The organism is Streptomyces sp. NPDC107517, assembly GCF_055582645.1.
Window position 1 is genome coordinate 259,884 of the sequence record NZ_JBVJPM010000009.1, and the last position, 14,989, is coordinate 274,872.

Here is a 14,989-nt window from a genome sequence, read left to right on the forward strand (position 1 = left end):
CGGCGGGCCCGGCCTGCGCCGGGACGGCCCCTTCGGACGCCACCTCTGCCGCTGCGGATTCTGTCGGGGCGGTCGCTGAAGTCACGTGGTTCTCCTGAGGCGTCTCGGGCGGGCGAAGGCTGACGCGCTATTTTATCCCTCCCAATTGCCCGTTTTGTTCGCGGGTTCTTGTGCGGGGTCTCAGGCGCTGTGCTCGATCCTGCCGCCCACGACGACTGTTTCGGCCACGGTGCCGGGGATGTCCTCGGGTGCGGCGCTCAGGATGTCCCGGGACAGGACCACGAAGTCCGCTGCCTTGCCCACGCTCAGTGAACCCCGCTCGTTCTCGAGGAAGTTGGCGTACGCGGAACCCATGGTGTACCCGTACACCGCGGTCTCCACGTCCACCGTCTCGCCCGGCATCCAGGGCTCGCCGCCGTCCAGCGGGCGTCGCGTGACAGCGGTGTAGATGCCGACCATGGGGTCCATCTCGGCCACGTTCCAGTCGCTGGAGAAGGCAAGGACCGCGCCCGACTCGTGAAGGCTGCGCATCGGCCAGGCCTTGTGCCAGCGGTCCGTGCCGACGTTCTCCGCCCAGTCCTTGCCCGGCCCGGCGACCTCGGGGGCGCAGTGCCTGGGCTGCATGCAGGCGACCACGCCCAGCGCCGCGAAGCGCGCGGTGTCGGCCGGGTCCAGGCACTCGACGTGCACGACCTGGTGGCGGGCGTCCCGCTCACCGTTGACCGTACGGGCGTGCTCGACGGAGTCGAGGACCGTGCGGATGCCGCGGTCACCGGTCGCGTGGACGAAGCACTGGAAGCCGCGTGCGTCGAGCTTGGCCAGGAGGTCCGCGAACTCCTCCGGCGGGTAGAAGGTCTCGCCGCGGTGGTGGCCGCACCCCGCGTACGGCTCCAGGAGCGCGGCGGTGCGCGGCTCGACGACGTCGTCGATGTAGAGCTTCAGCGGTCCGACGCGCAGCCGGTCGTCCGCGTGGCGGGCCGCGGCGGCGGCGAAGTCGTCGAGGTCGGCGTCGGTGGTGCCGCGCGGGTGGAAGAGCGCGGCCACGATCCGCGAGCGGAGCCGGCCTTCGGAGCGGGCGCGCTCGAACAGCGCGAGGTCGTCGATCGAGTTCTGCGGTTCGACGACGGTCGTGATGCCGAAGCGGATCGCGTCGTCGAGGGACTTGGCGAGGCGCCCGTACTGGCGGTCGGCCGAGGCCCACGGCACGCCCAGCTGCTGGAGTGCGCGGTGCCCGTCGCGTGACAGGCCCTTGACGGCGAAGTCCTTGATGAATCCGGTGGGTTCACCGGTCTCGGGGTCGGTCGCGGCCTCACCGAACGGCAGGCTCGTACGGTCCTTGTCGATGCCGAGGCGGCGCAGCGCGGCCGTGTTCAGCCAGGCCGTGTGCACGTCGTAGCTGAGGACGAAGGCGGGGGTGTCGCCGGTCACCGGGTCGAGGTCGGCGGCGGTGGGCATCCGGCCGCCGGGGATCGCCGAGTAGTCGAACGCCTCCGCCTCGATCCAGGCAGCGCCGGGGTGCGCCGCCCGCCACGTGCGGATCCGGTCGTGTATCTCGGCGAGCGTGTCCGCGCCGGCCAGCTGGACGCAGGCGTCGTCGGAGCCGAGCCGTACGTGGTTGTGCGCGTCGATGAAGCCGGGCAGGACCAGCTTTCCGCCGGCGTCGACGACCTCGGTGCCGGGCCCCGTCCAGGCCTCGGCGTCCGCGTCGGCCCCGAGCCAGACGATCTTTCCGTCGCGCACGGCCAGCGCCTGCGCCTCGGGCAGCGCCGGGTCGACGGTGTGGACGCGCGCGCCGCGCAGGACGAGGTCGGCGGGGGCGGGGGAGTGGGACATGAGGGGTAACTCCTGTTCTGGTATGGGTGGTTCGGGAGTAGGTCTACGCGGCGGGGGTGACGGTTCGCCGGGCGAGCGCCCAGTACACGAGGGCGGAGACGGCCGAGCCGAGCAGCGTCAGGTCGGCGCCGCCGAGCGGGGCGACCAGCGGGCCGGTCCAGAGTTCGGAGTCGCAGGTCAGCGAGGCGAAGACGATGCCGGCGAGCAGTGCGACGACCCCGGCCGGGTGGTAGCCGCCCCGGTACCAGTAGGCGCCGTCGCGGCCGGTGTGCAGGGACGTGGCGTCGTACCGGCAGCGGCGCATGACCATGTCGGCGAGGAACACTCCGCCCCACGGCGCGAACACGGTGATCAGCAGGGACAGGAACGACAGCAGCGAGTCGGTGAAGTCCGTGAGGAACAGGGCGTAGAGCGAGCCGACCACGGTGACGCCCGCGCTGATGAGGATCGCCTTGGACCTGCTCCACGGGATGCCGAGGACCTGGAGGTTCAGGCTCGACGAGTACAGCGTGATGATCGAGTTGGTGACCGAGCCGCCGAGCACCAGGGCGAGGAAGAGCGGCTGGAACCAGCCCGGCAGCAGCCCCTCGGCGCCGGCCACCGCGTCCGACATGTCGGCCTGCGTGGCGGCGGCGACACCCGCGACACCGAGCGCCACCGAGGAGATGAGCCCCCCGAGCGCGCCGCTCCAGGTGATCGACCGGAGTGAGGTGGTCCGCGGCAGGTAGCGGGTGTAGTCGGCGGGCATCGGGACGTACGAGAACGGGCCCGCCAGCATCACGACGAACGCGAGGCTCCACCCCGAGGCGCCGGGGACGCCGCCGGTCGACGCGCCGGTGTCGGCGCCCGGGATCAGGAAGACGAGGAGCGCGGCGAACCCCACGGCGAGGATGTACGCCATCCAGCGCTCGGCGAACTGCACGGTGGCGTGGCCCCACAGGGCGACGGCGAAGGTGAGCACCATCGTGACGGCCAGCGCGAAGGCGCGGGCGGTCGAGCCGTGCCAGCCGAGGTCGCCGCAGAACGCTTCGAGGGCGAGCGCGCCGACCACGGTGTTGACGATCGTGTAGCCGATCGAGACGATCCAGTTGAGCAGGCCGGCGGGCCAGTTCCCGCGGACGCCGAAGGGCGCGCGGGAGATCACCAGGGTCGCGGTGCCGGTGCGGATCCCGCTCAGTCCGGCGGCGCTGATCGCGAAGAACGCCAGGCCTCCGATGACGACGGCCGCGGTCGCCTGCCAGAACGAGAGCCCGAAGGACACGGCGAGCGCGCCGTTGATGACGTACGTGAAGGTGAGGTTCGAGCCGAACCAGAGCCAGAAGAGATCCTTCGCGCCGCCGTGCCGCTCCTCGTCGGGGATGGGGTCGATCCCGTGGGTCTCGACCTGGAAGACCTCGTCACCGGTGGCGGCGACCGCCGGTCCGGCCTGCGCGGGTCCGGCCTGCGCGGGTCCGGCATCCGCGGGTCCGGCCTCCTCGGTGTGCTGCTGTGTCATCCCGCCGTCCTTGAATGTTGTTCTTGAATATCGTTCTAACTTCTTGAACGGCATTCAAGATGCGCCTCCTCACCCCGTACGTCAAGACCCCTCGCGAAATCGCCGGATAGGGTCATGGGTGTCGGGACCACGGATCAGGGAGGCGCGGCTGTGGCGGCTACTGCGCGACGGCGCGACGGGCAGGTCGCCCAGGAGCGAATGCTCGAGGAGGCGATGACGGCCATCGCCGAGGACGGCCTCGCATCGCTCACGATGTCGGCGCTCGGCAAGCGCCTGGGCACCAGCGGCGGCCACATCCTGTACTACTTCGGCAGCAAGGACCGCCTCCTCCTCGAAGCCCTGCGCTGGAGCGAGAGCGGCCTCGCCGACGAACGCAGGGCGCTGCTGTCCCGGCGCGTCACCGCCGAGCGCAAGCTCGACCAGTTCGTCGAGCTGTACCTGCCGCGCGGCCCGCGCGACCCGCGGTGGACGCTGTGGATCGAGCTGTGGGCCCGCACCTCCACCGACGAGGCGCTGCGCCAGGCCCAGGACGAGCTGGACAGGGGCTGGCAGGAGGACCTCGAGACCCTTCTGGACCGGGGGGTCAAGCAGGGGCGGTTCGCCCCTCTCGACACCGCCGAGCGCGCCTCTCAACTCCTCGCCCTGCTCGACGGGTTGAGCACGCGCATCGTGATCGGCCAGCGAGGCGCGGAGCGGTCCGCGGTGCTCGCCTCCGCGCGCTCGGCGGCCGAGCGGCTGGTGGCGCGGGCCTGAGGCCGGTGCGGGCGCGGTCGCGTGCGTGCCGGGGCCGGGCGACGGGGTGCGGCGTCCGCCGCCCGCCGGCACTGGCATGATCGGTGTCATGGCAGATCGCGTAATCGCCGCGTGTGACGGGGCGTCGAAAGGAAATCCAGGGCCCGCCGGCTGGGCCTGGGTCATCGCCGACGGCGGGGAGACCCCGGTTCGCTGGGAGGCGGGCGCGCTGGGCACGGCGACGAACAACGTCGCGGAGCTCACCGCCCTCGAGCGCCTCCTGGCCGCCACGGACCCGGCCGAGCGGCTGGAGGTCCGGATGGACTCCCAGTACGCGATGAAGGCGGTCACGACGTGGCTGCCCGGCTGGAAGCGCAACGGCTGGAAGACCGCTGCGGGCAAGCCGGTCGCCAACCAGGAGCTCGTCACCCGCATCGACGCGCTGCTCGAAGGGCGTGCCGTCGAGTTCCGGTACGTGCCCGCGCACCAGGTCGACGGCGACCGGCTGAACGACTTCGCCGACCGGGCCGCGAGCCAGGCCGCCGTCGTCCAGGAACCCGCGGGCACCGACTACGGCTCGCCGGAGCCCCCGCCGTCACCCGACACGGTCGCCGGCCCGTCGAAGAGGAAGCCCAAGGCGGGCCCGGCCCGATCGAAGACGGCCTCGTCGCGCACGCTCAACGCCAAGTTCCCGGGCCGCTGCGTCTGCGGCCGGTCCTACGCGGCCGGCGAGCCCATCGCCAAGAACCCGAAGGGCTGGGGCCACCCGGAATGCCGCGCGGGCGCGGGTGCCGCGGAGTGAGCCGGGCGGACTGTGGGAGCCGGCGGGTGGCGTGATGGGGGCGGGATCCGCGTGACCCCGGAACCGGACCTCGCGCGTGAGCCGGACCTCGCCTTCGAGCCGGACCTCGCCCCCGACCCCGCCGTCCCGGCGGCTCCGGGTCCCTGGGACGGTCGCCCGTCCCTGTGGCTGCTCAGGACCCCGGTACACGGGGAGCCGTACCCGCTGCTGGACGACTCCGCTCTCGACGCCGACGAGCGCGCCCGGGCCTCCGCCTTCGTACGGAACCCGGACCGCGACCTGTACCTGGCCGCACACATCTCCCTGCGCCGGGTTCTCGGCGCGTGTCTGGGGACCTCGCCGGGGAGTGTCCGGTTCACACGCGAGCCGTGTCCGCAGTGCGGTGGCCCGCACGGCCGCCCGGCGTTGTTCGGCTCCCGCCCGCCGCTGCACTTCTCCCTCTCGCACTGCGAGGGGCTCGTCCTGATCTGCGTGGCGGGAAGCCCGGTGGGCGTGGACGGTGAGCGGGTGCCGGACCCCGGGTCCGTGGACGACCTGGTGAAGGAGCTGCACCCGGCGGAACGCGCCGATCTCGCCGCGCTCCCTGCCGGGTCGCGCGCCGCTGCCTTCTGCCGGGTGTGGTCCCGCAAGGAGGCCTACCTCAAGGGCGTCGGCGTCGGCCTGGGGCGTGCACTGGACGCGGACTACGTGGGTGACCGTCCACGTCACGGAGCCGTCCACCCTTCCGGCTGGTCTCTGCGCTCGCTCGACCTCGGACCCCAGCGCGGCACGCACGCCGCCGCGGTGGCCCTGCGGGACACCGTGCTCCCCGTCATGCGTGTCCTGCCCGACGAGTACCCGCACACCTCTCAACAGGTGCGCCGCACATAACCGTTGCTGCCGGCAGCCGTCACGTCGTGGTCCCTGCGCACGATGTCCAACCGCTTTCCGAATGCGCTGCATGCCTTGCGCAGGCCGGTGTCGGTGTACTCGATCACCACGACCCGGTCGTCGAAGGCCTTGGCGTACACACCGCACTCGTCGTAGGCACCGCATTCCTCGGCGACGGCGAAGTCGACTCCCGACCGGCGGCCGTCGGGGGCCAGTTCGGCCGTGTTCTTCTGGCCGACGGCGAGCCCGGCCCGGTGTGCGTGCCTCACCAGCAACGACATGAACGCCTTTGCGTCGTGGGCGCTCAGCAGGCCCTTGGAGCGTGTGTAGCTGTCGTAGTTGTCCGGCTCGACCGCGTCGAAGCCGTGGCCGGCGCACCCGTCGATCCAGGGGCGGACGCGGGCGGCCACCCGCTCACGCTTGTCCGGCGTGCCGATGTCCAGGAGCGGCTCGTCCCAGTCCCGGTCGATCACGACACGTCCGTTCCGGTCGCGCAGCAGCAGGTCGGCGGGCCAGTCGTCCTGTTCGTCGGGCTGGGCCTGGAAGGCGTTGACGTAACAAATGTTGTACAGGCCGGGGGCGGGACGGGCCGCCCGGTCGCGGCTCACGACTCCGACGCTCTTCGCGGGCGGATAGGCACCACCGATCTGGTAGTCGAAACCCGCGTGCCGGGGCGGCGGGCTCCAGTGTGGGCCCTCGCTCTTCGCGTCGGCGGACGAGCACCCCACGGCGAGTGGGAACAGCAGGGCGGCGACCAGGACATGGATGAGTACGTTCGTGCGTGACGCCATGCCGCATTCCATCATCAGGTTCATGGATCGCCCTCAGAGGTGAGCCGGGGGCGGTGCAGCACTGAGTCCACACTCGAAGCGTCCGTGCGTCGACTCGGCAGGTGCAGGTGTGCTCAGCCCCAGGTCGTCGCACGGCCACCCCGCGGAGCCATTAGTGTTTCCGGTACCGGATCTTTCAGGGGAGTTGCGTTGACCAGACTGCGCTGCGCCGTGCTCGACGACTACCAAGGCGTGGCCTTGTCCATGGCGGACTGGACCAGAGTCGGGACAGACATCGAAGTCCGGTCCCTGCAACGCCACTTGCCGACCGAGGACGCCGTCGTCGCGGCGGTCGGCGACTGCGAGATCGTGGTCGCGATGAGGGAGCGCACGCCCTTCACGGACACCCTCTTCGCCCGCCTCCCGCAGCTGCGCCTCCTGATCACCTCGGGGATGCGCAACGCGTCCATCGACCTGGCCGCAGCGGCTCGGCACGGCGTCACGGTGTGCGGCACCGCCAGCAACTCCGAGCCGCCCGTCGAACTGACGTGGGCGATCATCCTCGGCCTCGCCCGGAGCGTGGTGCGCGAGAGCACCGCCCTGCGAGACATGGGCCCCTGGCAGAGCACGCTCGGTGCCGACCTGCACGGACGCCGCCTCGGCCTCCTGGGGCTCGGGAAGATCGGGACCAAGGTCGCCCGTGTCGGCCAGGCCTTCGGTATGGAGGTGGCCGCGTGGAGCGAGAACCTCACCGAAGAGCGCGCCGCGGCGGCAGGTGTCACCCTCGCGCCCTCCAAGGAGGAGCTCCTGGCGAGCAGCGACTTCGTCTCCGTCCACCTCGTACTCAGTGACCGCACGCGCGGCCTGATCGGCGCGGACGAATTCAAGCGCATGCGCCCCACCGCCTACCTGGTCAACACCTCGCGCGCCGCGATCGTCGACCAGGACGCCATGGTGCGCGCGCTGCACGAGGGCCGGATCGCGGGCGCGGGCGCCGACGTCTTCGAGACGGAACCGCTCCCGGCCGACCACCCCCTGCGCACCGCCCCGAACTTCCTCGGCCTGCCGCACCTCGGCTATGTCACCCGCCGCAACTACGAGGGCTACTTCGAGGGCGCGGTCGAGGACATCGAGGCGTTCCTGGCGGGGAGCCCGGTCCGCACGATCACGGCCTGAGCCGGGAGAGGGGCGGCTCGGGGGCGGCTCAGCCCGGGCGCGGGGCGAACAGGCGGGGCGGGTAGGGTCCGGCGGTACGTGTGAGGCCACGGGGGCCGCACGGTTTCGGCGGTGACGGGGGCAGGGGCGATGCGGCGCTGGATCAAGGTGGCGGTGGCGGCGGCGGCCGTCGTCGGCCTGGGCGGATACATCGCCGAGCCGTACGCGCAGGACTGGTGGCTCGTCGGACGCGCCTGCGGCGGCGCCCTGCCCCGCGACTCCGTCGCACAACTGACGCCTGATGACGCACAGTTCACGAAGGAGGAGTCGCGCCGGATTCCGGAACTCGGCTTCTACGGGTGCAGCCTCGCCTTCGACGGGGACCACTCGGAGGGCGTGACGCTGGTCGCCATGTCGGCGTACACCGGCCGCGACGACCAGGACCGGGAGTTCATGAGGGCTTTCCCGGAGGGTGGCTTCACGCCGAACGCCGTGCTGCCGGGCGGGCTCCCTGGAACCGTCGACGACGCCGGGATCGTACGGATCGTGACGCAGTGTCCGGCGCTGGGCAAGGACACCGAGGGCCGGCAGCGGAAGATGCTCGTCCGCGTCGGGGCGTTCCGGGACGTCGACCGGAGTGCTCTCGGGGCCGTCTACCGTACGACGGTGGCCCTGGCCAACTTCGCCTCGAAAAAACTCAGTTGCGGCGCCCGCCCCCTCAAGGTGCCGCACAGGACGACCGGGTTCGGCACCGAGGAGCGATGGCGGCGAGCCGTGTCCCCGGCGAAGGCAGAAGGCACCGGGTGCGACTGGGTGGCCCGAGCCGGTCTCGCGAAGGGCGGGGGATGGCGCCTCGCGGCAGAGGCGAACGACACGGCGCCCACGAGCGTCTGCGAACTGCGCATGGAACAGCGCGACGGAGCGGACCAGGCCGGCATGACGTTCGGCGCCTGGTACGGGGACTGGAGCAACCGCCTCACGGCATCGGACGACAACGGCGAACGCCGACCCCTGACCGCCACGGCCCGCTGCGACGGCGAGGCGGCCAACTTCGCGCTCGACGCGACGAAGGACACCCCCGGCGTCGACGGAGCGGAACGGCGACGACTGCTCAGGGCGTTCGCCGAGGACCAGGTGCGACGGCGCGGCTGCGCCGGACTGCGGTTCTTCTGAGCGACGGCGACGCAGCCTCGGCTCGTGCGAGCCGGAGCGACGCGGAGCTCCTGTCAGAAGCGCTCGACGGAGACCATCCACAGGGCCCGTACATAGAAGTCGTCCATCAACTGCCGCATGGCCCCCGCTCGTTCGGAAGGCACGCCACGCTCTTTCGCCCACCTGTCGAGCACCGTGAACATCTGGCGCCGGCCGTCCATCACGTCCCCGCGCAGAGGTCCCGACGTCGGCCGGTCGGCGATGTCGCCCATCGGCGGGCGGGTCGTGAGCCGGTGCGACGCGGGCCGGAAGGTGCCGCGGCTGTGCTCGCGTACCGACGCGTCGAACGCCGCGACGTCCTGGATCGTGCCGTCCTTCGCGTAGCCGGACCGCAGCGCCATGAGGGTGCCGATGTGGTCGGCCAGGTCCTGGAGATCGTTGTCGGGCCAGGTGGTGGGGGTCCCGTCCTGGTCTCCGGGGCGGTACGAGGGGTCGCCGCCCTGGCGGGTCAGCCGCTCCAGGTAGTGCGCGAGCTGGGCGCGGTGCGCGCCGTAGAGGATGGCGAACGCCTCGGGGTTCTTGGCGAGTTCGGCGACCAGATCGGGGATGTCCGCGGTCGCGTCCGCGTACCTGTCCCCGTACTCGAAGGTGGCGTGCGCCTCGCCGGGCGAGAGGAAGCGGCCCAGCCACACCCAGCCGTGGTCGTCGAGGGTGGCTTCGGAGGGTGGAACGGCGGGTCCGGACGCCTCGTCCGCCCGGAACCCACCGAAATCGTCGTCGCGGAGGGCGTCCACCTCGTACTCGGCGATCATCCGCGCCACCGAGGGCGCAAGGCCCGTCGGGATCTCGCGGTCGTGGACGACGGAGGCCACCGCGTAAGCGCTGCGGGCCTGCGCCAAGGTGTGCGGCTTTCCGGGCCCGGACGCGCGGGTACCCGCGTCGATGACCCGCCCGAGGACGCGGGCTCCGTCCCCGCAGAACCCGTCGTGCGCAAGCAGCCTCTTCGCACCGCCTATACGGGCCATGTCGTCACCGGGGTCCAGCGCCTTCGTCGCGGCGGCGGGATCGCCTGCGAGGGCACGTGTCGTGTCGGACACCGCGGTACAGGGTGCGGCGTCGGCACCGGATCCGGCGAGGACCAGCGGCACGACGACGGCGGCGACGACTGCGACCGCCACCGCCGAGGCCAACAGCCGGTGAGCACGCAACGGGCCGGTCAGGCGCCGCAGCGCGGTGGCACCGGCGCCGTTCTCCGGTGTCGCGTCGCCGTGCTCGTCATGCCCCTTGCTGTCCTTCTCGCTCACGGCGCTGCCGTCGCTTCCCCCATCGCGCATCCGGGCAGAGTAACGACCGGTGGGTGCCGGGGCGTCGGCGGGGGAGCGTCGTGGCCGCACTCGTCGGCACACCGCTCGGTGTCGTGCTCAACGCCCTGGTCTCGGGACGGGGGTTCGGGATGCTGCTCGCGTGCGCCGTGACGGTGACAGGTGTCCTGGTGTGGGTCCGCGAGCGCCGTGCGCGGGTCGCGGGGAGCGGGCCGGTCGGCGTGCCGCTGACGCGGATTGCCTCGGTGGGCTTCGGAGTTGCAGTTGCGGCCGGGCTCTTCGGCCTGGGTGGTCCGATGCTGAGCGTGCCGCTCCTGGTCGTCTGCGGACTCCCAGTGCTCTCCGCGCGGGCCGCGGCGCAGGCGCAGTCCGTGGTGATCGCGGCGATCGGCACGGCCGGATATGTGCTGCACGGTCCGTCGACTGGGGGCTCGCCGCGCTGGTCGGAGTACCGGAGCTGGCCGGCGTGATCGTGGGATGGAAGATCGCCCACGCGGTCCCGGCGCGCCGCCTCAAGTACGCGCTCGTAGGAACACTCCTGGCGCTGGCCCCGTATCTCGCGTTCCACTCCTGATCCCCGGCTTCCACCACTGAGGTCCGGGGCCGCCCTCCTGGTGGTTGAAGGGTGCCTCCTGGACGGGGAGTTCCGCCCCGATGAGGTCGCGGCGGGAACAGGCCGCCGCACACGTACCGAGGTGATCGCAGGTGATCGCCATGCCGCACGGGTACGCCCGGATGGCTACGGGGTTCGACCCGTCGGCATGAGGCGGCGCGTGCCGGCGTGCGGGGTCACACTCCCCGTGGCCCCGCTGTCCGCGTAGCCGTCACAGCCCGAACCGGCGCGCCGACTGCTCCTCCTGGGCCAGCCTGCGCAGCGTGAGCAGGACCGGCTCGTAGAGAATCGCCGCCGCGACCGCGATCTCGACCTTCTCCACCTCCTCCGAGAAGGTGTCGAGCCGGTCGATGTCGTGCTCGGCGACCCGCTCCATGTGCCGTGCGTACGGGGTGAGTTCGGGCGTCCCGCAGGTGTAGCCGAGTCGGTTGAGCGTGGCGACCGTCGTGACGAGGGTGCGGTACGAGGGGGAGAGGCTGCCGATCTCGCGCGCGGTGTCCCAGCCGAGTTCCTCGAGGAGCCGGTCGACGGCCGACGCCGCCTCGACCGTCGCCGGGTCGTCCTCGGGCGTCTCCGGCGCCTGCGGTAGCGCCCACAGAGCCGCGCCCAGGCGGATCGTCCGGCTCAGCGAGTCGTCGTCCACCGCCGCGAGCACCTCGCGAGCGGTCGCCACCGGCACCCGGCCGACCTGGATCAGTGCCCGAACGAGACGAAGCCGGCGCAGATGGGAGTCCTCGTACTCGGCCTGTGTGGCCGTGATCCGCCGCCCAGGGGGCAGGAGTTGCTCCCGCAGGTAGTACTTGATGGTGGGGATGGAGACCCCGCTCAGCTCGCTGAGTTCCGCGAGTCGCATCTCTTGCAGCCTTCCTTGGACAGTGCCACTATCCAAGCATGGGTGCCTGGGTAATGGCACTCTCCACAACCTCCAGGACTCTCCAACACGGCTGAATCGGGGGCGACATGGGCACGAAGACACATGCCGGACGGATGACCGCGGGCGCACAGGGGGATGTGGTGGTCTTCCTCATCGGCATGCGCATCAACCACTTCTGGGCGGTACACCGCTGGCTGCCGGTGTTCATCGCGATGCCCATGATGCTCAAGGAGCTGAACCGCGACCGCTCTCTGGGCCTCCTGCATCACATCCTCCTCACGGGCTCGCCGCGCACCTACGTGGTCGTCCAGTACTGGGAGTCGAAGGAGAAGCTGCTCGCCTACGCCGCGGCCCCGGACAAGCGCCATCACCCGTGGTGGGCGCGGATGAACCGGTACGCACGCAAGGGCGGGACGAACGTCGGGATCTGGCACGAGACGTACGTCGTGCCCGAGGGCTCCTACGAGACGATCTACGGCGACATGCCGGCCGAAGGACTCGGCAAGGCGTTCGGAGTCGCGGGCCTCGGGGACGGGGTGCAGGCGCAGGACCGGCTGCGGGTGTGAGCGGGAGCCCGTGATCCCGGGCACCGCCGTCGCCTCCGGCCGATTGTCAGTGCCACCAGGCACGATGGCAGCATGACAACGACTTCTGGTGAGTTCGTCCTGGCCGATGCCGCTGCCTATGCCCAGGCCGTCACGGACGCGTCCCTGGCGGCGGGCGCCTATTACACGGGCGGTACGTCCGCCCTCGACGACGACGCGTACGACCGGCTCGTCCGGGCCGTCGCCGCGTACGAGGCGGACCACCCCGACGAGGTGCTGCCGCAGTCGCCGACCGGGAAGGTCGCGGGCGGTGCCGTCGAGGGGGACGTGCCGCACACGGTCCCGATGCTGAGCCTGGACAACGTCTTCGACGGTGAGCAGTTCACCACCTGGACCGTTTCGGTGGCCCGCAGGATCGGCCACGACGTGACCCGGTGGAACGTCCAGCCCAAGCTGGACGGCCTGGCCATCGCAGCGCGTTACCACGAGGGCCGCCTCACGAGACTGATCACCCGGGGCGACGGGACGGCCGGGGAGGACGTCTCGCACGCGATCGGCACCATCGAGGGCCTGCCCGACCGTCTCACCGAGCCGCACACGGTCGAGGTCCGGGGCGAAGTCCTCATGACCCTCGACCAGTTCGAGCACGCGAACGGGGTGCGTACGGAGCACGGCGGCGCCCCCTTCGCCAACCCGAGGAACGCCGCGGCGGGCACGCTCAGGGCCAAGGAGCGCGCCTACACGGTGCCGATGACGTTCTTCGCGTACGGCCTGCTGCCCCTGCCGGACACGTCGGCCGAGCACACGGACGCGCTGCGCTCCCTGGCCCACGGCGAACTGATGGACCGCACGGCCGCGCTCGGCGTCAACACACCGGCCACGACGTCTGTTTCGGGACTCACCGTCGACACCGTCGAGGAGGTGCTCGCGCGGGTCGAGCACATCGCGGGCCTGCGCGCCGAGCTGCCGTTCGGCATCGACGGGATCGTCGTCAAGGCGGATCTCGCCGCCGACCAAGCGGCCGCCGGATCGGGCACGCGCGCCCCGCGCTGGGCCATCGCCTTCAAGCTGCCGGCGGTCGAGAAGATCACCCGCCTCCTGGGAGTCGAGTGGAACGTCGGCCGCACGGGCGTCATCGCCCCGCGCGCCGTCCTCGAACCCGTCGACATCGACGGCAGCACGGTCACGTACGCCACGCTGCACAACCCGGCCGACATCACCCGCCGCGACCTGCGGCTCGGCGACCAGGTGATGGTCTACAAGGCGGGCGACATCATCCCCCGCATCGAAGCGCCCGTCGCCCATCTGCGCACCGGCGACGAACAGCCGATCGCCTTCCCCGACGTATGCCCGCAGTGCGGCTCCGGCATCGACACGAGCGAGCAGCGCTGGCGATGCGAGCGGGGGCGGAACTGTCACCTGGTGGCATCGCTCTCCTACGCGGCGGGCCGCGACCAGCTCGACATCGAGGGCCTCGGCGCCACCCGCGTCGTCCAGCTCGTCGACGCGGGCCTGGTCGCCGACCTCGCCGATCTGTTCGCGCTCACCCGTGACGGGCTCCTGGTGCTCGATCGGATGGGGGAGACCAGTACGGACAACCTTCTCGCCGCGATCGAGGCCGCCAAGGCCCAGCCGCTGTCCCGGGTGCTGTGCGCCCTCGGGGTGCGGGGCACCGGACGGTCCATGTCCCGCCGTATCGCCCGGCACTTCGCCACGATGGACCACATTCGCGCCGCGGACGCCGAGGCGATGCAGCGGGTCGAGGGCATCGGCGCCGAGAAGGCCCCGGTGATCGTCTCCGAGTTGGCCGAACTCGCCCCGCTCATCGACCGGTTGGCCGCAGCGGGGGTGAACATGACCGAACCCGGCGCCACCCCGCCTGCCCCCGAGGACGAGGCCGATACGGACGGAGCGAGCGAGCCGGCGACCGCCGCAGGACCGCTCGACGGCCTGACCGTCGTCGTCACGGGGGCCATGACCGGCCCCCTGGAGAAGCTCAGCCGCAACCAGATGAACGAACTCATCGAGCGGGCCGGCGGCAAGTCCTCCTCCAGCGTCTCCAAGCGCACCTCGCTCGTGGTCGCCGGTGAGGGCGCGGGTTCCAAGCGGGCCAAGGCCGAGGACCTGGGCATCCGCCTCGCCACGCCGGACGAGTTCGCCGAACTCGTCGCGGACCTCCTGGAGTGATGTGACGCCGTCCGTGGAGAGGCTGCGCAGAGGACCGTTCTGCCGGAAACGGTGCTCTGGGCGGGTCCGCCGACGAGGTGCTCGACCATGCGTCGCACAGCAGGCAAGGGCCGTCACAGGCCCTGCGGGAGGACACTTGGCAGCGGGGGACGGGGGCGGGACAACGTCTCCCTGCGGGAGCCGCGGAGGATGCGAATCCGCCACCGAGTCGTCCTGCGTGGCTGATCTCGGGCGCATCGTGCTGCCCGGCAAGGGAGTTGATCCTGCGTGATCCATTCGCACCGACAGCAGGTCCCCGTCGATCCAGCCGGCCCGCACCGCGGTGGGCATCGGCCTCAGGTGGAGCGCCGGCCCCGCGCCTGGCGTGAGTACGGCACTCTCTTGATGGCAGTCGTGGGGCTCACGCTGTCGCTCAGCACCTTCTTGACGGCAGCGCTTCGCTGATCCCGCTCCGGCCCCGCGCCGGTGCGGCCCGCGTGACTCCAGAAGCGCCGAAGGCGTCGGCGCTTCTGGAGTCTCCTGGCCCTGCGCACCCCGATCTGGATGCCATGAGGAGGCACGCGGCGTGATCATCGTCGCGGGCCGGGCCGGGCTCGGACGCGCGGATCACCGGGATGCAGAGAAAGCTTCACCTTCTTC

13 protein-coding genes are annotated in these 14,989 nt (G+C 71.5%); 8 read left to right on the forward strand and 5 right to left on the reverse strand.

Going from position 1 to position 14,989, the window contains the following annotated elements:
* Positions 1-180: 180 nt before the first annotated feature.
* Together ACZ67T_RS22395 and ACZ67T_RS22400 are read right to left on the reverse strand one after the other, a co-directional pair.
* On the reverse strand, positions 181-1,833 hold the full coding sequence (locus ACZ67T_RS22395) for an amidohydrolase (RefSeq protein ID WP_469986281.1): 1,653 nt from the start codon (positions 1,831-1,833) through the stop codon (positions 181-183).
* A gap of 43 nt (positions 1,834-1,876) precedes the next feature.
* Positions 1,877-3,328 (reverse strand): purine-cytosine permease family protein, encoded by a 1,452-nt coding sequence (locus ACZ67T_RS22400; protein ID WP_469986282.1) that lies wholly within the window; start codon positions 3,326-3,328, stop codon positions 1,877-1,879.
* 150 nt (positions 3,329-3,478) lie between these two features.
* On the opposite strand from ACZ67T_RS22400, the gene ACZ67T_RS22405 reads away from it, so the two are divergent.
* The 3 genes from ACZ67T_RS22405 to ACZ67T_RS22415 all read left to right on the forward strand — a co-directional run bounded on the left by ACZ67T_RS22405 (position 3,479) and on the right by ACZ67T_RS22415 (position 5,732).
* Positions 3,479-4,081 (forward strand): TetR/AcrR family transcriptional regulator, encoded by a 603-nt coding sequence (locus tag ACZ67T_RS22405; RefSeq protein WP_329566156.1) that lies wholly within the window; start codon positions 3,479-3,481, stop codon positions 4,079-4,081.
* Positions 4,082-4,157: 76 nt separating this feature from the next.
* Positions 4,158-4,862 (forward strand): ribonuclease H family protein, encoded by a 705-nt coding sequence (locus ACZ67T_RS22410; protein ID WP_469986283.1) that lies wholly within the window; start codon positions 4,158-4,160, stop codon positions 4,860-4,862.
* Positions 4,863-4,913: 51 nt separating this feature from the next.
* Positions 4,914-5,732 (forward strand): 4'-phosphopantetheinyl transferase family protein, encoded by an 819-nt coding sequence (locus tag ACZ67T_RS22415; protein WP_469986284.1) that lies wholly within the window; start codon positions 4,914-4,916, stop codon positions 5,730-5,732.
* Here the strand turns inward: ACZ67T_RS22415 and ACZ67T_RS22420 are convergent.
* The gene (locus ACZ67T_RS22420; protein WP_469986285.1) at positions 5,711-6,523 is read right to left on the reverse strand and encodes an endo alpha-1,4 polygalactosaminidase; all 813 of its coding nucleotides are present in this window, start codon (positions 6,521-6,523) and stop codon (positions 5,711-5,713) included. The genes ACZ67T_RS22415 and ACZ67T_RS22420 overlap by 22 nt on opposite strands.
* A gap of 243 nt (positions 6,524-6,766) precedes the next feature.
* Between ACZ67T_RS22420 and ACZ67T_RS22425 the strand changes: the two genes are divergently transcribed.
* Both ACZ67T_RS22425 and ACZ67T_RS22430 read left to right on the forward strand, forming a co-directional pair.
* Positions 6,767-7,678, forward strand: a complete 912-nt coding sequence (locus ACZ67T_RS22425) for a D-2-hydroxyacid dehydrogenase family protein (protein ID WP_469986422.1) — start codon at positions 6,767-6,769, stop codon at positions 7,676-7,678.
* Between the two features lie 111 nt (positions 7,679-7,789).
* Positions 7,790-8,830 (forward strand): hypothetical protein, encoded by a 1,041-nt coding sequence (locus ACZ67T_RS22430; protein ID WP_469986286.1) that lies wholly within the window; start codon positions 7,790-7,792, stop codon positions 8,828-8,830.
* A gap of 53 nt (positions 8,831-8,883) precedes the next feature.
* On the opposite strand, the gene ACZ67T_RS22435 is transcribed toward ACZ67T_RS22430, so the two are convergent.
* Positions 8,884-10,143, reverse strand: a complete 1,260-nt coding sequence (locus ACZ67T_RS22435) for a hypothetical protein (RefSeq protein WP_469986287.1) — start codon at positions 10,141-10,143, stop codon at positions 8,884-8,886.
* 50 nt (positions 10,144-10,193) lie between these two features.
* Between ACZ67T_RS22435 and ACZ67T_RS22440 the strand changes: the two genes are divergently transcribed.
* Positions 10,194-10,601 carry a TSUP family transporter gene (locus ACZ67T_RS22440; RefSeq protein WP_469986289.1) on the forward strand — a complete coding sequence of 136 codons (408 nt, stop codon included), beginning with the start codon at positions 10,194-10,196 and terminating at the stop codon, positions 10,599-10,601.
* A 354-nt stretch (positions 10,602-10,955) separates the two neighbouring features.
* Here the strand turns inward: ACZ67T_RS22440 and ACZ67T_RS22445 are convergent, their stop codons facing one another.
* Complete coding sequence (locus tag ACZ67T_RS22445; protein WP_469986291.1) at positions 10,956-11,597, reverse strand: MerR family transcriptional regulator; 642 nt, start codon at positions 11,595-11,597, stop codon at positions 10,956-10,958.
* A 107-nt stretch (positions 11,598-11,704) separates the two neighbouring features.
* On the opposite strand from ACZ67T_RS22445, the gene ACZ67T_RS22450 reads away from it, so the two are divergent.
* A complete protein-coding gene (locus ACZ67T_RS22450) occupies positions 11,705-12,184 on the forward strand; it encodes a DUF4188 domain-containing protein (RefSeq protein ID WP_469986293.1) in 480 nt (159 codons plus the stop codon).
* Between the two features lie 72 nt (positions 12,185-12,256).
* Positions 12,257-14,350 carry an NAD-dependent DNA ligase LigA gene (gene ligA / locus ACZ67T_RS22455; RefSeq protein WP_469986295.1) on the forward strand — a complete coding sequence of 698 codons (2,094 nt, stop codon included), beginning with the start codon at positions 12,257-12,259 and terminating at the stop codon, positions 14,348-14,350.
* Positions 14,351-14,989: the final 639 nt, after the last annotated feature.